The sequence below is a fragment of the Streptomyces zhihengii genome, from assembly GCF_016919245.1.
GTDB classification, from domain to species: domain Bacteria; phylum Actinomycetota; class Actinomycetes; order Streptomycetales; family Streptomycetaceae; genus Streptomyces; species Streptomyces zhihengii.
The window spans coordinates 6,332,982-6,352,912 of the sequence record NZ_JAFEJA010000001.1 but is presented as its reverse complement, the minus strand read 5'-3'; the positions used below and the strand labels follow the sequence as shown (position 1 = coordinate 6,352,912).

General features: G+C 75.2%; 18 protein-coding genes. 12 read left to right on the top strand and 6 right to left on the bottom strand.

The window, feature by feature from the left end; genetic code table 11:
• Positions 1 to 27: 27 nt before the first annotated feature.
• From JE024_RS27020 to JE024_RS27010, 3 genes are read left to right on the top strand one after another with little or no spacing between them, the layout of a single operon-like run.
• The gene (locus JE024_RS27020; protein WP_205376072.1) at positions 28 to 2,073 is read left to right on the top strand and encodes a putative cobaltochelatase; all 2,046 of its coding nucleotides are present in this window, start codon (positions 28 to 30) and stop codon (positions 2,071 to 2,073) included.
• Positions 2,073 to 2,681, top strand: a complete 609-nt coding sequence (gene cobO / locus JE024_RS27015) for a cob(I)yrinic acid a,c-diamide adenosyltransferase (protein ID WP_205376071.1) — start codon at positions 2,073 to 2,075, stop codon at positions 2,679 to 2,681. The genes JE024_RS27020 and cobO overlap by 1 nt, the downstream gene beginning before the upstream one ends.
• Positions 2,675 to 4,144 carry a cobyrinic acid a,c-diamide synthase CobB gene (locus tag JE024_RS27010; RefSeq protein WP_244883088.1) on the top strand — a complete coding sequence of 490 codons (1,470 nt, stop codon included), beginning with the start codon at positions 2,675 to 2,677 and terminating at the stop codon, positions 4,142 to 4,144. Before cobO ends, JE024_RS27010 begins: the two co-directional genes overlap by 7 nt.
• Positions 4,145 to 4,238: 94 nt before the next feature.
• Here the strand turns inward: JE024_RS27010 and JE024_RS27005 are convergent, their stop codons facing one another.
• The gene (locus tag JE024_RS27005; RefSeq protein ID WP_205376070.1) at positions 4,239 to 4,964 is read right to left on the bottom strand and encodes a ZIP family metal transporter; all 726 of its coding nucleotides are present in this window, start codon (positions 4,962 to 4,964) and stop codon (positions 4,239 to 4,241) included.
• Between the two features lie 189 nt (positions 4,965 to 5,153).
• Between JE024_RS27005 and JE024_RS41250 the strand changes: the two genes are divergently transcribed.
• Together JE024_RS41250 and cobC are read left to right on the top strand one after the other, a co-directional pair.
• Complete coding sequence (locus tag JE024_RS41250; RefSeq protein ID WP_244883087.1) at positions 5,154 to 5,573, top strand: cobalamin biosynthesis protein; 420 nt, start codon at positions 5,154 to 5,156, stop codon at positions 5,571 to 5,573.
• An 81-nt stretch (positions 5,574 to 5,654) separates the two neighbouring features.
• On the top strand, positions 5,655 to 6,749 hold the full coding sequence (gene cobC / locus JE024_RS27000; protein WP_244883086.1) for an Rv2231c family histidinol phosphate aminotransferase CobC: 1,095 nt from the start codon (positions 5,655 to 5,657) through the stop codon (positions 6,747 to 6,749).
• Positions 6,750 to 7,467: 718 nt separating this feature from the next.
• On the opposite strand, the gene JE024_RS26995 is transcribed toward cobC, so the two are convergent.
• Positions 7,468 to 8,439 carry an SCO1860 family LAETG-anchored protein gene (locus JE024_RS26995; RefSeq protein ID WP_205376069.1) on the bottom strand — a complete coding sequence of 324 codons (972 nt, stop codon included), beginning with the start codon at positions 8,437 to 8,439 and terminating at the stop codon, positions 7,468 to 7,470.
• Positions 8,440 to 8,786: 347 nt separating this feature from the next.
• Positions 8,787 to 9,872, bottom strand: a complete 1,086-nt coding sequence (locus tag JE024_RS26990; protein WP_205376068.1) for an amidohydrolase family protein — start codon at positions 9,870 to 9,872, stop codon at positions 8,787 to 8,789.
• A gap of 138 nt (positions 9,873 to 10,010) precedes the next feature.
• Here JE024_RS26990 and JE024_RS26985 point away from each other — a divergent pair, with 138 nt between their 5' ends.
• The 5 genes from JE024_RS26985 to thpD all read left to right on the top strand — a co-directional run bounded on the left by JE024_RS26985 (position 10,011) and on the right by thpD (position 14,687).
• Positions 10,011 to 11,108, top strand: a complete 1,098-nt coding sequence (locus tag JE024_RS26985; RefSeq protein ID WP_205376067.1) for an aminotransferase class V-fold PLP-dependent enzyme — start codon at positions 10,011 to 10,013, stop codon at positions 11,106 to 11,108.
• Positions 11,109 to 11,510: 402 nt separating this feature from the next.
• Positions 11,511 to 12,068 (top strand): diaminobutyrate acetyltransferase, encoded by a 558-nt coding sequence (gene ectA / locus JE024_RS26980; RefSeq protein ID WP_280521567.1) that lies wholly within the window; start codon positions 11,511 to 11,513, stop codon positions 12,066 to 12,068.
• A gap of 22 nt (positions 12,069 to 12,090) precedes the next feature.
• Positions 12,091 to 13,359: a diaminobutyrate--2-oxoglutarate transaminase gene (gene ectB / locus JE024_RS26975; protein WP_205376066.1), complete on the top strand. Its 1,269-nt coding sequence runs from the start codon at positions 12,091 to 12,093 to the stop codon at positions 13,357 to 13,359.
• A gap of 30 nt (positions 13,360 to 13,389) precedes the next feature.
• Complete coding sequence (locus tag JE024_RS26970; protein WP_187739868.1) at positions 13,390 to 13,788, top strand: ectoine synthase; 399 nt, start codon at positions 13,390 to 13,392, stop codon at positions 13,786 to 13,788.
• 2 nt (positions 13,789 to 13,790) lie between these two features.
• Entirely contained in the window at positions 13,791 to 14,687 is an 897-nt protein-coding gene (thpD, locus tag JE024_RS26965; protein ID WP_205376065.1) for an ectoine hydroxylase, read from the top strand.
• A 196-nt stretch (positions 14,688 to 14,883) separates the two neighbouring features.
• Here thpD and JE024_RS26960 read toward each other — a convergent pair whose 3' ends face one another.
• Positions 14,884 to 15,963, bottom strand: coding sequence for an alkene reductase (locus JE024_RS26960; protein ID WP_205376064.1), 1,080 nt, complete (start codon positions 15,961 to 15,963; stop codon positions 14,884 to 14,886).
• Between the two features lie 232 nt (positions 15,964 to 16,195).
• Between JE024_RS26960 and JE024_RS26955 the strand changes: the two genes are divergently transcribed.
• Entirely contained in the window at positions 16,196 to 16,729 is a 534-nt protein-coding gene (locus JE024_RS26955) for a MarR family winged helix-turn-helix transcriptional regulator (protein ID WP_205376063.1), read from the top strand.
• A 215-nt stretch (positions 16,730 to 16,944) separates the two neighbouring features.
• On the opposite strand, the gene JE024_RS26950 is transcribed toward JE024_RS26955, so the two are convergent.
• Positions 16,945 to 18,021: an aminotransferase class V-fold PLP-dependent enzyme gene (locus JE024_RS26950; protein WP_205376062.1), complete on the bottom strand. Its 1,077-nt coding sequence runs from the start codon at positions 18,019 to 18,021 to the stop codon at positions 16,945 to 16,947.
• A gap of 76 nt (positions 18,022 to 18,097) precedes the next feature.
• On the opposite strand from JE024_RS26950, the gene JE024_RS26945 reads away from it, so the two are divergent.
• Positions 18,098 to 18,622, top strand: coding sequence for a GNAT family N-acetyltransferase (locus tag JE024_RS26945; protein ID WP_205376061.1), 525 nt, complete (start codon positions 18,098 to 18,100; stop codon positions 18,620 to 18,622).
• A 58-nt stretch (positions 18,623 to 18,680) separates the two neighbouring features.
• On the opposite strand, the gene JE024_RS26940 is transcribed toward JE024_RS26945, so the two are convergent.
• Positions 18,681 to 19,388, bottom strand: a complete 708-nt coding sequence (locus tag JE024_RS26940; RefSeq protein ID WP_205376060.1) for a DsbA family oxidoreductase — start codon at positions 19,386 to 19,388, stop codon at positions 18,681 to 18,683.
• Positions 19,389 to 19,931 lie beyond the last annotated feature (543 nt).

Genomic DNA, 19,931 nt, shown 5'->3' with positions numbered 1-19,931 from the left:
GGCAGCGAGTGAAGGAGTGAGCAGGCGATGAGCATCCCCTATCCGTTCACGGCGGTCGTCGGGATGGACGACATGCGGTTGAGCCTGCTGCTCAACGCCGTGTCGCCGGCGATCGGCGGTGTGCTCGTACGGGGCGAGAAGGGCACCGCCAAGTCGACGGTCGTGCGCGGGCTGACGGGTCTGCTGCCCGCCATGGACGTGGTGGAGGGGTGCCGGTTCGCCTGCCGCCCCGAGGCGCCGGACCCGCAGTGCCCGGACGGGCCGCACACCGGGGGCGCGGCGGCGAGCCGCCCGACGCCGATGGTCGAGCTGCCGGTGGGCGCGTCGGAGGACCGGCTGGTCGGGGCGCTGGACATCGAGCGGGCGCTCGCGGAGGGCGTCAAGGCGTTCGAGCCGGGCCTGCTGGCCGAGGCGCACCGCGGGATCCTCTACGTGGACGAGGTCAACCTGCTCCACGACCACCTCGTCGACCTGATGCTCGACGCCGCCGCCATGGGGGCGTCCTACGTGGAGCGCGAGGGCGTCTCCGTCCGGCACGCCTCGCGCTTCCTGCTGGTCGGGACGATGAACCCGGAGGAGGGCGAGCTGCGGCCGCAGCTCCTGGACCGCTTCGGCCTCACCGTGGAGGTCGCGGCCTCCCGCGACCCCGCGCTGCGCGTCGAGGTCGTGCGGCGGCGGCTGGCGTACGACGACGACCCGGCGGCCTTCGCGGCGCGCTGGGCGGCGGAGGAGGCGGCGCTGCGGGAGCGGATCGTCGCGGCCAGGGAGCTGCTGCCCGAGGTGGTGCTCGGCGACGCGGTGCTGCGTCAGATCGCGGCCACCTGCGCCGCGTTCGAGGTGGACGGGATGCGCGCGGACATCGTGATGGCGCGCACCGCCACCGCGCTGGCGGCCTGGGACGGCCGGGCGGAGGTCGCCGAGGAGGACGTGCGGCGGGCCGCGCTGCTCGCGCTGCCGCACCGCAGGCGGCGCAACCCCTTCGACGCGCCCGGTCTGGACGAGTCGAAGCTCGACGAGGCGCTCGGACAGTCCGGCGACGACCCCGACCCGGACCCCGAGCCCGACCCCGGACCCGGTGACGACGGCCCGGGTGACGGCGGTCCCGGTGACGGCGGTCCCGACGGGGGCCCCGGTGGCGGGGTGCCGCCGCAGACGCAGGGACAGGACGCCCCGGCCGGCGGCTCCGGCGACCGGGAGCCCGCCCCCGCACCGGCGGGCGGCCCCGGCGAACGCCGGCCCGTCGGCGCGTCGGAGCCGTTCCGCACCAGGATGCTCAGCGTGCCCGGACTCGGCGACGGCGCCGCCGGGCGCAGGTCCCGCGCGCGGACCGAGCACGGGCGCACCACCGGCTCGCGCCGCCCGCGGGGCACCCTCACCAAGCTCCACCTGGCGGCGACCGTGCAGGCCGCCGCGCCCCACCAGCGCGCCCGCGGGCGCAGCGGGCCGGGGCTGGTGGTGCGCCGGGACGATCTGCGGCAGGCGACCCGCGAGGGGCGCGAGGGCAACCTCGTGCTCTTCGTGGTGGACGCCTCCGGCTCCATGGCGGCACGGCAGCGGATGGGCGCCGTCAAGGGCGCGGTGATGTCGCTGCTGCTCGACGCCTACCAGCGCCGCGACAAGGTCGGGCTGATCACCTTCCGCGGGCGCGACGCCGAGGTGGCGCTGCCGCCGACCTCCTCCGTCGACACGGCCGCCGCGCGCCTTCAGTCCCTGCCGACCGGGGGGCGCACACCGCTCGCCGAGGGGCTGCTGACGGCGCACGAGACGCTGCGGATCGAGCGGCTGCGCGACCCGTCCCGGCGTCCGCTGCTGGTGATCGTGACGGACGGGCGGGCGACCGGTGCGGGCGACGCCTTCGGGCAGGCGCTGCGCGCCGCGCGCCTGCACGCCGCGGAGGGCACCGCGGCCGTCGTCGTCGACTGCGAGTCGGGGTATGTACGGCTCGGACTGGCCGGCACCCTCGCCGGCGAACTCGGCGGCACCGCCGTCACCCTGGACGAGCTGCGCGCCGACGCGATCGCCGGACTCGTCAGGGACGTCAGGGAAGTTTCCGCCGCCAGGAGGGCCGCGTAATGCCGCAGGGACAGCCGACCGTCGTACCGGACGACGGACTCACCACCCGCCAGCGCCGCAACCGCCCCCTGGTGTTCGTGCACACGGGCGTCGGGAAGGGCAAGTCGACGGCCGCGTTCGGGCTCGCGCTGCGGGCGTGGAACCAGGGCTGGCCGGTCGGGGTGTTCCAGTTCGTCAAGTCGGCCAAGTGGAAGGTCGGCGAGGAGAACGCGCTGAAGGTGCTGGGCGCCAGCGGCGAGGGCGGCACCGTGGCCTGGCACAAGATGGGCGAGGGCTGGTCGTGGATCCAGCGGGCGCCCGCCGACGGCGAGCCCTCCAACGAGGACAAGGCCCGCGAGGGCTGGGAGCAGGTCAAGCGCGACCTCGCGGCCGAGACCCACAAGCTGTACGTGCTCGACGAGTTCGCCTACCCGCTGCACTGGGGGTGGATCGACACCGACGAGGTCGTCGAGGTGCTGCGCGCGCGGCCGGGCACCCAGCACGTGGTGATCACGGGCCGCAACGCGCCGCAGAAGCTGATCGACTTCGCGGACCTGGTGACCGACATGTCCAAGGTCAAGCACCCCATGGACGCGGGGCAGAAGGGCCAGCGGGGCATCGAGTGGTAGCACGTCTCGTCATCGCCGCTCCGTCGTCGGGGGCGGGCAAGACCACGGTCGCGACGGGCCTGATGGCCGCCTTCGCCGGCCGTGGCCTCGCCGTGTCCCCGCACAAGGTCGGCCCCGACTACATCGATCCCGGCTACCACGCCCTGGCGACCGGGCGGCCCGGCCGCAACCTCGACGCCTACCAGTGCGGCACCTCCCTGATCGCGCCGCTGTTCGCGCACGGCGCGCGCGGCTGCGAACTGGCTGTCGTGGAGGGCGTCATGGGGCTCTACGACGGGGCCGCCGGGCAGGGCGAACTGGCGTCGACGGCGCAGGTGGCCAAGCTGCTGCGGGCGCCGGTGGTGCTGGTGGTGGACGCGTCGTCGCAGTCCCGGTCGGTGGCGGCGCTGGTGCACGGCTTCGCCTCCTGGGACCCGGAGGTGCGGATCGGCGGGGTGATCCTCAACAAGGTCGCCACCGACCGGCACGAGCACCTGCTGCGGGAGGCGCTGGAGGAGTCCGGCGTGCCGGTGATGGGGGTGCTGCGGCGGGCCGCCGACGTGGCCACGCCGTCGCGGCACCTGGGCCTGGTGCCGGTGGCCGAGCGGCACGCCGACGCGGTGGACGCGGTGCGGGCGCAGGCCGAACAGGTGCGCCTGGGCTGCGACCTGGAGGCGCTGCTGGCGCTGGCGCGCTCCGCGCCGCCGCTCACGGACGCCCCCTGGGATCCGGAGGCCGCGGGGCGTGCCCGGGGCGGGGAGCGGCCCGTGGTGGCCGTCGCCGGCGGGGCGGCGTTCACCTTCTCGTACGCCGAGCACGTCGAGCTGCTCCGGGCGGCCGGCGCCGAGGTGGCCGCCTTCGACCCGCTGCGCGACGAGCGGCTCCCCGAGGGCACCCGCGGCCTGGTGATAGGCGGCGGCTTCCCCGAGGTGTACGCGCCCGAGCTGTCCGCCAACGAGCCCCTGCGGCGGGCGGTGGCCGCCCTGGCGCGGTCCGGGGCGCCGGTGGCGGCGGAGTGCGCGGGGCTGCTGTACCTGGCGAAGTCGCTGGACGGGAAGCCGATGTGCGGGGTGCTGGACGCCGAGGCGCGGATGACGGGCCGGCTGACGCTCGGCTACCGGGAGGCCGTCGCAGTGGCCGACAGCCCGCTGGCCGCGTCCGGGACACGGCTGCGCGGCCACGAGTTCCACCGCACCGCGCTGGAGCCCGGCGCCGGGCCGGTCCCCGCGTGGGGCATGGTCCGCCCGGAGCGGCGGGTCGAGGGCTATGTGCAGGGGGGCGTGCACGCCAGCTACCTGCACACCCACTGGGCGCAGCGGCCGGAGGTCGCGGCGCGCCTGGTGGCGTCCTGCGCGGACGTGCCGGTGGCGCCGTCCGCGCCCGTCGGCGCGCGCCGCGCGCCGGACACGGCCGGTGCGCCGGACACGGCCGGGGACGCGGGCGTGTCCGGGGACGCGGGCGTGGCGGGGCCGGCCGGGGCGTGAGCGGGGACGGCGGGGCGGGGGGTCGCCCGGAGGCGGAGCCGGCGTGCGGCGGCGCGGGCGTGCGCCCGGCGGCGAGGGGCGGCGGGCCCCGAGGTCACTCGGCGATGCCGACCACCAGCCAGACGAAGCCCACTCCCCCGACGGTGCACAGCAGGGTGGAGCGGGCGGGGTGGCTGTGGTGGGCCTCGGGCAGGATCTCCGCCGCCGCGAGGTAGAGCAGCGCGCCGCCGAAGAACCCGAGGTAGCCGCCGAGCAGTTCGGCGGGCAGCGTGAACAGCAGGGTGGAGGCAGCCCCCAGCACGGGGGCGAGCGCGTCGGCGAGCAGCATCAGGGTCGCCTTGCGGCGGGTGTTCCCGTACAGGCTGGTGATCGTGTACGTGTTGAAGCCGTCCGCGAAGTCGTGGGTGATGACGGCGAGGGCGACGGTCGCGCCCATGCCGCCGCCCACCTGGAAGGCGGCACCGAGCGCGATGCCGTCCATCAGGCTGTGGGCGACCATGGCGGCCGCCGCCGTCAGCCCCACCTGCGGGACCCGCGCCCCGGGGTCGGCGCCGTGCGCGGCCCGGCGCACCGCGAGCAGGCGCTCCACCAGGTGGGCGGTGAGGAAACCGCCGACGAAGAGCAGCAGCGCCTCGGGCACGCCGAACACCTCGTGCCCCGCGGACTCCAGTGCCTCCGGGAGCAGTTCGAGTCCGACCACCCCGAGCATCAGTCCGCCCGCGAGGCCGAGCACCAGATGCCGGCGGTCGGTGACGCGGTGCGCCATCCAGCCGCCGAACAGCGTCATCAGGAACGCGCCGAGCGCGACGAACACCGCCATGCGCCCTTGCTAGCCCATCGGCCCGCCCCGGCGCACACCGCCGGCGGTCCCGTTCACCCGGTTGCCACGGTCGGGTGTGGAGCGGCGGCTGTCGCGGCGGCGCGGGCGAGGGTCCGCGGGGACGGTGGCGGGGAAGGGGACCGCGCCGACGGGGACGGCGGGGAGGGGAACGGCGGCGGCGACGGGCTGGTGGTCGGGGTCGGGGCCTCGCGCGGGGTCCCGGCGGACGAGGTGGTGGAGCTGGTGCTCGAAACGCTGCGCGCGGCCGGGCTGCGTGCGGACGAGGTGCGGGTGCTGGCGACGCTCGACACGAAGGCGGCGGAGCCGGGCATCGTGGCGGCGGCGGCACGGCTCGGGGTGCCCGTGACGGCGTACCCGGCCGCCCTGCTGGCCGCGGTGCCGGTCCCCGGCGGCTCCGCGGCGGTGCTCGCCGCCGTGGGCACGCCCTCGGTCGCGGAGGCCGCCGCGCTCGCCGGGGGCGGTGCGCTGGTGGTCCCCAGACGCACCTCGCGACCGGTGGGAAGGCCGGCGGGTGTGACATGTGCCATCGCCCGCGGGGGCACCGGGCGTCCCGGGGCATCTGCCGGGACGGGACGGCAGACGACATGATGACGGTCGTGCCTTTCAACCCCCCACGTTCCGAGGAGAGATCCGTGTTCCGTCCTCCTGTCATCCCCCACGGCGGCGGCCATGTACACGCGCGCTGACCACGACGACCCCGCCGGACGCTCCGGGCCGCCGGGCGGTCACGACCTGCGGCACCACGGTGACGCCGAAGTCCGCGACGCCGCACCGGGGCTGATCGATCTCGCGGTCAACGTCCGCGCCGGGACCCCGCCCGGCTGGCTGCGCGAGCGCATCGCCGGCTCCGTGGGCTCGCTCGCGGCCTATCCCGACGGCCGGGCGGCCCGTGCCGCCGTCGCCCGGCGCCACGGGCTGTCCGACGACCGGGTCCTGCTGACGGCCGGCGCGGCGGAGGCCTTCGTGCTGCTCGCCCGCGCGCTGAAGGTCCGCCGGCCCGTGGTCGTGCATCCCCAGTTCACCGAGCCGGAGGCCGCGTTGCGGGACGCCGGCCACGAGGTGGGCCGCGTCCTGCTGCGCGAGGAGGACGGATTCCGGCTGCGCCCGGACGCCGTGCCCGAGGAGGCGGACCTGGTCGTCGTCGGCAACCCGACCAACCCGACCTCGGTCCTCCACCCGGGCAGGGACATCGCCGCGCTCGCCCGCCCCGGGCGGTACCTGGTGGTGGACGAGGCGTTCATGGACGGGGTGCCCGGCGAGCCGGAGGCCCTGGCGGGCCGCACGGACGTGCCGGGCCTCGTCGTGCTGCGCAGCCTCACCAAGACCTGGGGGCTCGCGGGGCTGCGGATCGGATACGTGCTGGCCGAGCCGGAGACGATCGCGGCGCTGGAGCGGGCGCAGCCGCTGTGGCCGGTGTCCACGCCGGCGCTGGTCGCGGCCGAGGCGTGCATGGAGGCGGACGCGCTCGCGGAGGCGGAGAGCGCCGCCGTGCGGACGGCGGCCGAGCGGGCCCATCTGCTGGCGGGGCTCGCGGAGTTCGACGAGGTCGTCGCGGTCCAGGACGCGGCGGCACCGTTCGTGCTGATCCGGGTCCGGCGGGCGGCACAGGTCCGCGAGCGGCTGCGGTCGCTCGGTTTCGCCGTCCGGCGCGGGGACACGTTCCCCGGGCTGGACGGGGAGTGGCTGCGGCTGGCGGTACGCGACCGGGCGACGACGAATCGTTTCCTGCTGGCCCTGGACCAGGCCCTGACCGCGGTCGGCTGACCCCGCGGGGCAGCGGTGCGCCCCCGGGGGCCGTGCGCCCGGAGGGCCGTGCCGGGACGTGCGCGGCCACGGGCGGAGCGGCGTGCTCGCGGGCCCGGGCGTCGGTCTGCCCGGGTCCCCGCTGTCGGGGGCATCCGCGACGTGGGCAGCCCGGTCACGCCGGGGCTCCGAGCCGCCCCGGAGCCCCGGTGCCGCCGGCTGCGCACGCGGCGCGGTGACGTGGCCCCGGCGCCCCGCCCGGGGCAGCGCGCACGGCGCCTGCTCACCCCCGGGGCGCACGGGGCCGTGCCCGCGTCGCGGCACCCGGGCCGCAGGGCCCCTGAGGGCCCCGCTGCGCCGCGAGGCGTTCCCGGGCGCTGCGCCCGGACGTGGCGTGCGCGGCACATGCTCCCCGAACCGGCGGACGGCCCGTGGCCTGGACGTACGCAGCCACGGGCGGGCGGCGTGCCCGTGGGCCGCGCGGCGGACCGGATGTGCCGCGCGCCGTGCGGAGCCAGTGGCGGGGATGCGGTGTGCCCGGGGCCGGGCGATCCCGGGCAGGCCGGCGGTCCCGTGCGGCCGGGCAGGCGGGCGTCCTTCGCCGGGCCCGGGCGCGGCCGGGCACCCCGGTGCCCGGCCGCGCACGGGGCCGGGCCCCTCCCCCTCGGTGGGGCCCGGCGGGGCGGGACGGCCGCCCGGGCACGCGCCCGGTGCACGGGCACCGGGCGCGTGCGGTCTCTCAGCCCTCGGCGCGCGAGCGGCGGCGGGTGACGACGATCGCCGCGGCGCCCGCGACCAGCAGCACGCCGGCGCCGCCCGCGAGGTACGGCGTCGCCGAACTGCCGCCGGTCGCGGCCAGGTTCGGCTCGGGCTCCGCCGCGGACTGCGCCGCGACGTCCCGGCCGGGCTGCTCGGTGTCGGCGGCCGGGGGCGCGGCCTCCTCCGGCTGCTCGGGCTCCTGCGGCTCGCCGGGCGGGGCCGCCTCGGCGGGCGAGGTGCAGGTCGCCTCGGCGAGCGTGATCTCGCCCTCGACCTCGGCGACGCCCAGGTCCAGCGGGTCGACCGAGACCTTGAGCTCCAGGGCCGCGGCGGCGGCCGTGGTCGAGGTGGTACGGGTGCTGGACAGTTCGAGGGAGACCGTGCCGACGGCCGGCACCTCGACGACGGTGGGGCCGCCGGCGCTGAGGGTCACCTTCTTGCCGAGGACCTTCACATGGCCGAGCACGTTCGAGGTGGCCACGGGCTTCCTGCCGGCCTCGCACACCGCCGTCGACGTGACCTGCTGGACCTCGATCACGGAGAGCAGCGGGAGCCCGGGGACATGGACCCGCGCCTTGGCGAGGTTGCTGGAGGCCTCGGCCCTGCCGCCCTCGACCGACGCCTTCGCGGTGGCCACGTCGGCGCGCAGCACCTGGACGGGCCGCCCCTTGTCGACGCCGTCCAGCGTCACGCTGAGCGCCGTCTTCTCCGCGTTCCCCGGGGCACGCACCTCGTTCAGCGCGGCCTTCAGGGGGACGTGGACCGTCTTGTCGAGCAGGGCCACGTCCAGGCCCGTACGGAGCACGACCGCGCTCGCCGCTCCCTCGGCGCCGGTGGCGTGCGCGGGAGCGGCGAGGGCGAGCGGTCCGGCGATCAGCGCGGCGGCGGCCGTCGCCGCCGCGAGCCGGCGCGCGGGCACGCGTGCGGACGGGACGAAGGTGTTGCTGTTCACGGTGGTGGAACCCCCACGGGAGACACGGTGCCGCTGCCGTCCACGGGGACATGTGGGCGGGCGGCGAAGACACCCGAATCTTTACGCACGGAGAGTGAACTGACAGACACCTGAGGTGAGTTCACCCTAAAGTGAGGTTTCCGCGCCCCTATTCGATTCCCGTGGCACAGACGTTCCCCGAGCCCCCTCCCGTCACCCCTGCGGGGTCGTGCGCCGGTCGCCGCGGCGGGCGCGCGCGAAGGTGCTTCAACGACGCCCGCACGGGCCGGGTCACGGCCGGTCAACACCGCGCCGCGCGCCGGCCCACGGCCGGCCGGCACCGCCCCGCGCCCGCCGCGCGGCCCCGGTCAGCCGACCACACGCCCCCGGAGCACGATCCGCCGCGGCGCCGCCAGCGCCCGCACGTCCGCCCGCGGGTCCTCGTCGTAGACGACCAGGTCCGCCGGGGCGCCCTCCTCCAGGCCGGGCCGGCCCAGCCACTCCCGGGCGCCCCAGGTGGTCGCGGAGAGCGCCGCCACGGCCGGGATGCCCGCCGTGACCAGCTCGGCGACCTCGTCGGCCACCAGACCGTGCGCCAGGGACCCGCCCGCGTCGGTGCCCACGAAGACGGGCACACCCGCGTCGTAGGCGTTGCGCACGGTCTCGTAGCGGCGTGCGTGCAGCCGGCGCATATGGGCGGACCAGCGCGGGAACTTCTCCTCGCCGCCGGCCGCGAGATCCGGGAACGTGGCGATGTTGACCAGGGTGGGGACGATGGCGACGCCCCGCTCGGCGAAGAGCGGGATGGTGTCGTCGGTGAGGCCGGTGGCGTGCTCGACACAGTCGATGCCGGCCTCGACCAGGTCGCGCAGCGAGTCCTCGGCGAAGCAGTGCGCGGTCACCCGGGCGCCGAGCCGGTGCGCCTCGGCGATGGCCTCGCGCACCGCGCCGGCGGGCCAGCAGGCGGTCAGGTCGCCCGCGTCGCGGTCGATCCAGTCGCCGACGAGCTTGACCCAGCCGTCGCCGCGGCGGGCCTCCCGGGCGACGTAGGCGACGAGTTCGGCGGGCTCGATCTCGTGGGCGTAGTTGCGGATGTAGCGGCGGGTGCGGGCGATGTGGCGGCCCGCCCTGATGATCCGCGGCAGGTCCTCGCGCCCGTCGATCCAGCGGGTGTCGGACGGGGAGCCGGCGTCGCGGATCAGCAGCGTGCCCGCCTCCCGGTCGGTGAGCGCCTGCTTCTCGCTGGTGGCGGCGTCGACCGGGCCGTGCCGGTCGAGCCCCACGTGGCAGTGGGCGTCGACCAGACCGGGCAGCGCCCAGCCGCGGACGGTGACCGCCTCGGCACGGGGGCGTTCGTAGGTGATCCGCCCGTCCACCACCCACAGTTCGTCGCGCGCCTCGCCCGGGCCGACGAGCACCCGCCCCTTCACGTGCAGCACCGTGTGATCGCTCATGTCAGGCACTGTACGAGGCCCTCGGTACGCTCGGTCGCGGGACCGGACACCCACCGGACCACCGGACCACCGGACCACCGGACCACCGGACCACCGGACCACCGGACCGATCGACGACCGAGAGAGCCGAGCGACACCGTGACGCACCCCCTGCTGGACCTGGCCCCGCTGACCGCAGCCCGATTCGCCGCCATCGAGCGCAGGGTCGCGGCCCTGCTGGACACCGCGCAGGACGTGGTGATCACGCAGGGCGAGGCGCTGCTCCCGCTGGAGGGCTGCATCCGCGGCGGAGCGCGGCGCGGCTCCACGGCGCTGAACGTGGTCACCGGGCCGTACGGGCAGACCTTCGGCAACTGGCTGCGCGCGTGCGGTGCGCGGGTGGTCGACCTGGAGGTCCCGTTCCACACCGCGGTCACGGCCGGCATGGTCGCCGACGCGCTGGCCGCCGCCCCGGAGATCGACTTCGTCTCCCTGGTGCACGCGGAGGCCGCCACGGGCAACACCAACCCGGTCGCGGAGATCGGCGAGGTGGTCCGGGCGCACGGGGCGCTGTTCATGCTGGACGCGGTCGCCTCGGTGGCCGCCGAGCCGCTGCTGCCCGACGCGTGGGGCGTCGACCTGTGCGTGATCGGCGCGCAGAAGGCGATGGGCGGCCCCGCGGGCGTCTCGGCGGTGTCGGTGAGCGCCCGCGCCTGGGAGCGCATGGCGGCGAACCCGGACGCGCCCCGCAGCTCGTACCTCTCGCTCCTGGACTGGAAGGAGCGCTGGATCGACGGCGGGCGCAAGGCGCTGCTGCACGCTCCGGCCCAGCTGGAGATGCTGGCGCTGGAGGCGTGCCTTGAGCGCATCGAGTCCGAGGGCCTGGACGCCGTGACGGCGCGGCACGCGTCGGCCGCGGCGGCCACCCGGGCGGGCGCCCTCGCCCTCGGCGGCGGTCTGGCCCCCTACGTCCACGAGGCGCGCGAGGCCGCGCCGGTGGCCACCACGCTGCGGGCCCCGGAGGGCGTGGACGCCCGGGACCTGGTGGCGGCGGCCCTGGCGGCCGACCCTGCGCTGCCGCTGATCGCCGGCGGCGGGGCGCTGGCGAAGGAGATGATCCGCGTCAACCACTACGGGGTGGACGCGACCCGGGGCGCCGTCCAGTCCTCTCTCGCGGCGCTGGGCGCCGCCCTGGCGGCGCAGGGCCGCGCGGTGGACCTGGAGGGCGCGCTGCGCGCGGCGGGCGCGGCCTGGTGACACTCCTCCCGGGGGATTTCCGCGCGGGCGGCGCCCGAGCACGCGGAAATTCCCCCGGGAACGCGCACCCAAACATAAGAACCGTAATTCACAGAGCGTTGCCGATAAACGCGCACAGCAAATTGGGGTGAACATCTCCCCGCATTCTGCTGCCCCCGATCATGGGGCCTAAACGCCTCGATACCTATCGTTTCGAAGGCAATCCTCGACCGTCACCGGAACGGTCCAAGGTGTGACCGACACCACACAAAGTTCGCTTCGCCCGGTTATATCCCCACAAACACGGGGGAATTCCGGGTGGCCCGCGCGAGGGCCCGCGCCCGCGCGATAACACGGATCGCGCCGCCACCCAACCCCTGCACGCGATGCAATTTTGAAATTTGCTCGGTAAATTCAATTCACATGACCGCCGCACAAGAAGACCTTGTACGACCCCGAGACGAATTCCGCGGATCTCTGGAGTCCGCGGAGCCCCTGGAGATCGACACCCCACGAGTGGAGGACGGAGCCGCGATCTGGCGCATCGCCCGCGACTCCGAGGTCCTGGACCTCAACTCCTCGTACAGCTACCTGCTGTGGTGTCGCGACTTCGCCGCCACCTCCGTCGTGGCGCGCGGGCCGGGAGGTGAACCGATCGCCTTCGTCACCGGCTACGTACGACCCGACCGCCCGGAGGCGCTCGTCGTCTGGCAGGTGGCCGTGGACAAGGCGCACCGCGGCAGGGGTCTGGCCGGCATCCTGCTCGACGCTCTGACGGCCAAGGTCGCCGGAGGTCGCGGGGTCCGTGAGATCGAGACGACCATCACGCCGGACAACACGGCGTCCGACCGGTTGTTCACCTCCTACGCACAGCGCCACGATGCGCCGCTGAGCCGCGAAGTCCTCTTCGACGGCGAGCTGTTCCCCGAGGGGACGCATCAGCCGGAAGTGCTGTACCGCATCGGTCCGATCGCCGCCTGACCCCCCACACCTGGAGACTTCCGTGACCATCACCCCGCCCGCCCTGAGTGTGTTCCAGACCCTCGAGTCCGAGGTCCGCAGCTACTGCCGCGGCTGGCCCGCCGTGTTCGACCGCGCGCAGGGCAGCTACCTCCACGACGAGGACGGCCACACCTACCTCGACTTCTTCGCCGGTGCCGGCTCGCTGAACTACGGCCACAACAACCCGGTCCTCAAACGCGCCCTGATCGACTACATCGAGCGCGACGGCATCACCCACGGCCTCGACATGGCGACCGCTGCCAAGCGGAACTTCCTGGAGTCGTTCGAGAACATCGTCCTGCGCCCCCGCGACCTGCCCTACAAGGTCATGTTCCCGGGGCCGACGGGCACCAACGCGGTCGAGGCCGCGCTGAAGCTGGCCCGCAAGGTCAAGGGGCGCGAGTCGATCGTCTCGTTCACCAACGCCTTCCACGGCATGTCGCTCGGCTCGCTCGCCGTCACCGGCAACGCCTTCAAGCGGGCCGGTGCCGGCATCCCGCTGGTGCACGGCACCCCGATGCCGTTCGACAACTACTTCGACGGCCAGGTCCCGGACTTCCTGTGGTTCGAGCGGCTGCTGGAGGACCAGGGCTCCGGCCTCAACAAGCCCGCCGCCGTGATCGTGGAGACGGTCCAGGGCGAGGGCGGCATCAACGTCGCCCGACCCGAGTGGCTGCGCGCGCTGAAGGAGCTGTGCGAGCGGCAGGACATGCTGCTGATCGTGGACGACATCCAGATGGGCTGCGGTCGCACCGGCGCCTTCTTCTCCTTCGAGGAGGCGGGCATCACGCCGGACATCGTCACGCTGTCCAAGTCGATCAGCGGCTACGGACTGCCCATGTCGCTCTGCCTGTTCCGGCCCGAGCTGGACATCTGGGAGCCCGGCGAGCACAACGGCACCTTCCGCGGCAACAACCCGGCCTTCGTGACGGCCGCCGCCGCGCTGAACACGTACTGGGCCGACGGCCAGATGGAGAAGCAGACCCTCGCCCGCGGCGAGCAGGTCGAGCGGGCGCTGCTCTCGATCGTCGACGAGTTCGGCGGCGAGGGCGTGAGCTTCCGCGGCCGCGGCCTGGTGTGGGGCATGGAGTTCGAGGACAAGGCGCGCGCCGGGAAGGTCTGCGCCCGCGCCTTCGAGCTGGGCCTGTTGCTGGAGACCTCCGGCCCCGAGAGCGAGGTGGTCAAGCTGCTCCCCGCGCTGACCGTCTCCGCCGACGAACTGGACGAGGGCCTGCGCATCCTGGCGCGCTCCGTCCGCGAGACCGCCTGACCGCACACGACCGAGAGGTACCGAAGCACCGTGATCGTCCGATCGTTCAAGGACATCGAGAACACCGACCGTCATGTGAGGTCCGCCTCCGGCACCTGGGAGAGCAAGCGCATCGTGCTCGCCAAGGAGAAGGTCGGCTTCTCGCTGCACGAGACCGTCCTGTACGCGGGCACGGAGACGTCGATGTGGTACGCGAACCACATCGAGGCCGTGCTGTGCGTCGAGGGCGAGGCCGAACTCACCAACGACGAGACCGGCGAGACCCACTGGATCGAGCCCGGGACCATGTACCTGCTGGACGGGCACGAGAAGCACACGATGCGCCCGAAGACCGATTTCCGCTGCGTCTGCGTCTTCAACCCGCCCGTGACCGGACGGGAGGACCATGACGAGAACGGTGTGTACCCGCTGCTGACGGAGGAGGGCTGATCATGACCACCGCACCCGCACGTACCGATCTGTATCCCACCCGGGGCGCCAGGGAGGTGACCACCCCTCGCCAGGACCCGGTCGTGTGGTCCGCGCCCGGGACGCCGGGGCCGATCGCCACGGCCGACCTGATGGGCTTCGAGCGCGACGGCTTCCTCACCGTCGACCAGCTCATCGGCGACGACGAGGTCGCGCTCTACCGGGCCGAGCTGGACCGGCTGGTCGCCGATCCCGCGGTACGGGCCGACGAGCGCTCGATCATCGAGCCGCAGTCCCAGGACGTGCGGTCGGTGTTCGAGGTGCACCGGCTGAGCGAGGTCTTCGCCGCGCTGGTGCGGGACGAGCGGGTGGTGGGCAGGGCCCGGCAGATCCTCGGCTCCGACGTCTACGTGCACCAGTCGCGCATCAACGTGAAGCCGGGCTTCGGCGCCTCGGGCTTCTACTGGCACTCGGACTTCGAGACCTGGCACGCCGAGGACGGGCTGCCGAACATGCGGACCGTGTCCGTCTCGATCGCGCTGACCGAGAACCGGGACACCAACGGCGGTCTGATGATCATGCCGGGTTCGCACCGGACGTTCCTCGGCTGCGCCGGTGAGACGCCCAAGGACAACTACAAGAAGTCGCTCCAGATGCAGGACGCGGGCACGCCCTCGGACGAGGCCCTGACCGGCTTCGCCGACGCCCACGGCATCCGGCTGTTCACCGGCCGCGCCGGATCGGCGACCTGGTTCGACTGCAACGCGATGCACGGCTCGGGCGACAACATCACCCCGTACCCGCGCAGCAACGTGTTCATCGTGTTCAACAGCGTGGAGAACACGGCGGTGGACCCGTTCGCCGCGCCGGTGCCCCGGCCCGACTTCATCGGCGCCCGGGACTTCACCCCGGTGCGGTAGCGCGGCGGAACGTCCCCGGCGCGGCAGTCGCCGGGGCGCGCACGAGCGGGGCCGGCCTCCTTCCCCTTCGGAGGCCGGCCCCGCTCGTACGTGTGCGCGGCGGAACCCGTGCGCGTGGTGCGACCCGTGCGCGGCGGAACCCGTGCGCGTGCTGCGACCCGTGCGTCTGCCCGTGGGAACCGGGCGTGCGGTGGGATCAGACGAGGGCCGGGTAGTCGGTGAAGCCCTTGTCGTCGCCGCCGAAGAAGGTCGCCGGGTCGGGGGTGTTGTACGGGCCGCCTGCCGCGAGCCGGGCCGGCAGGTCGGGGTTGGCGAGGAAGAGCGCCCCGAAGGAGATCAGGTCGGCGGTGCCGTCCTCGATCAGCGCGAGCGCCTCGGGCCCGGTGGGGCCCTCGCTGAGCGCGTTCAGCACCACGGGGCCGGAGAACAGCTTGCGCAGGGTGTCCACCAGCTCGCGCTGCCCCGGCCGCGACTCGATGACGTGCAGATACGCCAGGCCGAGCGGCTCCAGCCGCCGGGCGAGCGCGGTGTACACGGCGTCGGGCGCCGGCTCGTCGATGTCGTTGTAGGGGTTGCCGGGCGAGAGGCGCAGCGCGGTGCGCTCGGCGCCGATCTCGTCCACCACGGCGCGCACCACCTCGACGGCGAAGCGGACGCGGTTCTCCTCGGCCTCCCCCTGGCCGCCCCACTCGTCGGTGCGCACGTTGGTGTTGGGCGCGAGGAACTGGTGGATCAGGTAACCGCTGGCCCCGTGCAGCTCGACGCCGTCGAACCCGGCCTCCACGGCGGCACGGGCCGCCGCGGCGAAGTCCGCGACGGTGGCGCGTACGGCGTCCGCGTCCAGCTCCACGGGGGTGACGAAGTCGACGGGCCCGTCGTGGGTGTAGACCTTGCCCCGGGCGGCGACCGGGGAGGCGCTCACCGGGGTGAGACCGTCGGGCAGCAGCACCGGGTGACCGATCCGGCCGGCGTGCATGAGCTGGGCGAAGATCGTGCCGCCCTCGGCGTGCACCGCGTCGGTGACCTCGCGCCACGCCGCGATCTGCTCCCGGGTGTGCAGCCCCGGGGTGTCCGGGTAGCCCTGGCCCACCACGGAGGGCTGGATGCCCTCGGTGACGATCAGACCGGCACTCGCCCGCTGCCGGTAGTACTCCACGACGGACGGCGTCGGCGTGAGGCCCGGACCGTAGGCGCGGCTGCGGGTCATGGGGGCCATGGCGATGCGGTTGGCGAGGCGCTTGCCGCCGAGCAGGACCGGGTCGAATGCCGTGGTCATGAGCGTTCCCCAAACAGTTATGTGGTCGGCCAAGCAATTGACTCGTGGACACTGTACACGGTTAATTGGCCGACCAAGTTAAGCTGTGTGGCAGCATCGTGAACAAAGCTCTTCCGTCCGGGTGCGCGCACCCGCCAGGATCCGGACGCACAGGAACCCCGGGGGCCGACCGCCCCCGCCCCCGCAGCAGACCAGCGCCGCAGGGCCACCGGCCCGTGGCCGAGGAGGCCCCATGACCGCCGCGCCCGAGACGCAGGCCGACCCCGCCTGTACGGAGACGCTGCCCCTCGCCGCCCGCGGCGGCCCGGTCAGCCACGCCCTGTCCCGCGTCGCCCGGCTCCACCGGATCACGGCCGGCAAGCTGCTGAAGGCCCTCGACCTCTACCCGGGCCAGGAATTCCTGATGATGCGGCTGTGGGGGGCCGGCCCGGTGCGCCAGTCCGAGCTGATCAAGGAAGTCGGGCTCGACCCGTCGACCGTGACCAAGATGCTCCAGCGCCTCGAACAGACCGGCCACGTCAGCCGCTGCCCGGACGCCTCCGACCGGCGCGCGGTCATGGTCGAGGCGACGGAGCGGAGCTGCGCCCTGCTCACCGACGTCTCCCACGCCTGGACGCGGCTGGAGGAGCGGACCCTCGCCGGCCTCGACCAGGGCGAGCGGCAGGAACTCGCCCGCCTGCTCGCCAAGGTGGAGGACAGCCTCTGCAAGGAGACCGCCGACTGCCCCGAGGTCCGCGGCACCGGGGGCGGCGCGCGGCAGGCGTAGCCGGAGCTGTCCGGGCGCGGGGGTCGGCGGGGCGCGGGGGCCGGGCGCGGCGCGGGGCCGGGCGCGGCGCGGACGTCAGCGGCCCGGGGCTCCCGCGTGACGCCCGGTCCGGGGGCCGCGGCCGTCCGGCGCCGCCCGCACCGGTCCGGTCCGCGGGCCCTCGGCGGTCCGGAACGCCCCGGTCCAGGAGCCGCGGCGGTGCGGCGCGGTCCGGTTCAGGGGGCGAGGCGGTCCAGCAGACGGTCCACGTCGGCCGCCGAGTTGTACAGGTGGAAGGCCGCCCGCAGCCGGCCGGCCCGCACCGAGACCACGATCCCGGCGGCGGCGAGCGCCTCGGCCGTGTCCTGCCCCAGCCCGGGGACGGCCACCACCGCCGACTCCTCGCTCACCGCCCGGTGGCCCAGCTCCGCCAGGCCCGCGCGGAACCGGGCGGCCAGCGCCAGGGCGTGGTCGTGCAGCACGTCCACCCCCACCTCCTCGACCAGGCCGAGCGACCGCCGCGCGGCGTGGTACGCGAGGAAGGCCGGCGGCTCGTCGTAGCGGCGGGCGGAGTGCGCCAGCTCGCCGATCGGTCCGTACGCCGTCTCCCACAGGCGCTCCGCCGCGAAGGTGCCCGCGTGCACCGGCGGCAGCGCCTGCTGCGCGGCCCGGGAGACCGTCAGGAACGACACTCCCCGCGGGCACAGCAGGAACTTGAAGCCGCCGGTCACGGTGTAGTCCCACTCCCCCGCCCGCAGCGGCAGCCATCCCGCCGACTGGCTGGCGTCCAGCAGGGTCCTGGCCCCGTGGGCCGCCGCGGCGGCGCGCACGGCGGCCAGGTCGGCGACCCGGCCGTCGGCGGACTGCACGGACGAGAGCGCCACCAGCGCGGTGCCCGGGCGCACCGCGTCGGCCAGCTTCTCCAGTGGCGCGTAGCGCAGTTCGAGGTCGCCGCGGACGGTGAACGGGGTGATGACGGAGGCGTACTCCCCTTCCGGGAAGAGGATCTCCGCGCCGGGCGGCATCGACGCGGCGATCAGCCCGACGTGTACCGACACCGAACCGCCGAGCGCCACCCGGGACGGGTCGACCGCGGCGATCCGGGCGAAGGAGGCGCGGACGGCCTCCACTTCGTCCCACTCCCCCGAGCCGCCCCGTCTGCCCTCGGCGAGCTCCCGGGCGAGCGTGTTCACCGCCAGGACCGCCCGGCGCGGCAGCAGCCCGCACACGGAGGTGTTCAGATACGTCGACGCCGGAGCGAACTCGGCGGCGGCCGAAGGAAGCGGACCCGTCCCGTTCGGTGTGGTCTCCATGCGCACACCCTCCGCCGCCGCGGGCCCGGGGTCAATTGCGGTGCGATGCCCGGGGGACGGCCCGTAGGGTGCCCGCATGCCCGCACCCGACCACGCTCCCGCCCCGGCCCTGGAACGGCTGCGCGCCGATCACGCCGCCGCGCTCCTCCGCTTCGAGCGGCGCAACCGCGCCTGGTTCGCCGCCTCGATCCCGGACCGCGGCGACGCGTACTTCGCCGAGTTCGACGAGCGCATCGCGGCGCTCCTCGCCGAACAGGCCACCGGCGTCTGCCACTTCCATGTGATCGTGGAGGACGGACGGATCGTCGGGCGGATCAACCTCGTCGACGTGGCCGACGGCTCGGCGGACCTCGGCTACCGGATCGCCGAGGAGGCCGCGGGGCGCGGCCTCGCGACCGCCGCCGTGCGCGCGATCTGCGCCCGGGCGGCGGACGACTACGCGCTCACCGGCCTGAGCGCCGCCACCACCGAGGACAACCGGGCCTCCCTGACGGTCCTGACCCGCACCGGATTCGTCCGCACCGGGAGCGTGACGCTCGGCGGGCGGCCGGGGATCGCCTTCGCCCGCGCCCTGACCCCGTCGGGGACCGCCCGGGGCTGACCGGTGCCGGCCCGGGCACCCGCCCGGGGCCGGCACCGAAGGAGCTCGTCGGGGTGGGTCAGGCCGGGACCTCGCAGGAGCCGTCCGTGTCGCAGACGCCCGCGTCCGGGGCGGCGGACGGCTCGGGGGCGCGGTCCTTCCATGCCTGGTCCAGGGCCTGGGTGAAGACCTCGGCGGGCTGGCCGCCGGAGAGTCCGTACCGCCGGTCGAGGACGAAGAACGGCACGCCGGTCGCGCCCAGGGCGGCCGCCTCGCTCTCGTCGGCGCGGACGTCGTCCGCGTACGCCGTGGGGTCGGCGAGGACGGCGTTCACCTCGTCCTCCGCCAGCCCCGCCTCGACGCCGAGGCGGGCGAGGACGGCGGTGTCGAAGACCGAGCGCTCCTCCGCGAAGTTCGCCCGGTAGGCGAGGTCCAGCAGCGCGTCCTGGCGGCCGCGGGCCTTGGCCAGGTGCAGCAGCCGGTGGATGTCGAACGTGTTGCCGTGGTCCCGGCCCTCGGTGCGGTAGCCGAGCCCTTCGGCGCGGGCGTTGGAGGCGACGTGCTCCTCCATGGCCAGCGCCTCCTCACGGGTCCGGCCGTACTTCTTCGCCAGCATGTCGACGACGGGGGCGACCTCGCCCCGGGCCCGGCCCGGGTCCAGCTCGAAGGACCGGTGCACGACCTCGACCTGCTCGCGGTGCGCGAAGGCGGCGAGCCCCTTCTCGAAGCGGGCCTTGCCTATGTAGCACCAGGGACAGGCGATGTCCGACCAGATCTCGACGCGCATGAGGGTCTCTTCACTCCGGGGGTTGCGGGGATGCGGCCCGGGGGGCCGCTCAGGGAGCAACGCGGGACGGTCTCCCCGCATTCCCACCCGGAGCGCGGGCCCGGGCGGGCCCCGGGGCGGCGGCCACGCCCCGCCGGACGGAGGCCGCGGCGCCACCCCGCGCGGGGGTGCTCTCCGTCGCCGGACCGGGGCCGGAGGCCCGGGCGGGGCCGGCGGCCCGGGCGGGGCGGCGGCCCGGCACGTGGCCGGGACGCCGGGGGTGCGGGCCGCCGGGCCTCCTGAGCGCATGACCGGCGAGGGACCGGACCGCCAGGGGCGGACCCCCGCACTGCCAGGCCGCGGAGGCCCCTCCGCCAGTCCGTCCGGGGGCCGGAGCCCCGGGCCGCCGAGCGGGGCCGGCGGCCCGGGCGAAGCCGGAGGCCCGGCACGTGGCCGGGACGCCGGGGGTGCGGGCCGCCGGGCCTCCTGAGCGCAGGACCGGCGGGCGGGGCCGCAAGGGCCGCAGGGGCGCTTGCCGGAGTAACCGGCACGCACCCCCGGCGG

Bases quoted from the DNA above. Each gene is read 5' to 3' on its own strand.
- JE024_RS26945 (WP_205376061.1), top strand. From the start codon at position 18,098: ATGCCCGCACCCGACCACGCTCCCGCCCCGGCCCTGGAACGGCTGCGC.
- JE024_RS26960 (WP_205376064.1), bottom strand. From the start codon at position 15,963: ATGACCACGGCATTCGACCCGGTCCTGCTCGGCGGCAAGCGCCTCGCC.
- cobO (WP_205376071.1), top strand. From the start codon at position 2,073: ATGCCGCAGGGACAGCCGACCGTCGTACCGGACGACGGACTCACCACC.
- ectA (WP_280521567.1), top strand. From the start codon at position 11,511: ATGACCGCCGCACAAGAAGACCTTGTACGACCCCGAGACGAATTCCGC.
- JE024_RS26955 (WP_205376063.1), top strand. From the start codon at position 16,196: ATGACCGCCGCGCCCGAGACGCAGGCCGACCCCGCCTGTACGGAGACG.
- JE024_RS27020 (WP_205376072.1), top strand. From the start codon at position 28: ATGAGCATCCCCTATCCGTTCACGGCGGTCGTCGGGATGGACGACATG.
- JE024_RS27005 (WP_205376070.1), bottom strand. From the start codon at position 4,964: ATGGCGGTGTTCGTCGCGCTCGGCGCGTTCCTGATGACGCTGTTCGGC.
- JE024_RS26990 (WP_205376068.1), bottom strand. From the start codon at position 9,872: ATGAGCGATCACACGGTGCTGCACGTGAAGGGGCGGGTGCTCGTCGGC.
- thpD (WP_205376065.1), top strand. From the start codon at position 13,791: ATGACCACCGCACCCGCACGTACCGATCTGTATCCCACCCGGGGCGCC.
- JE024_RS26940 (WP_205376060.1), bottom strand. From the start codon at position 19,388: ATGCGCGTCGAGATCTGGTCGGACATCGCCTGTCCCTGGTGCTACATA.
- cobC (WP_244883086.1), top strand. From the start codon at position 5,655: ATGTACACGCGCGCTGACCACGACGACCCCGCCGGACGCTCCGGGCCG.
- JE024_RS26950 (WP_205376062.1), bottom strand. From the start codon at position 18,021: ATGGAGACCACACCGAACGGGACGGGTCCGCTTCCTTCGGCCGCCGCC.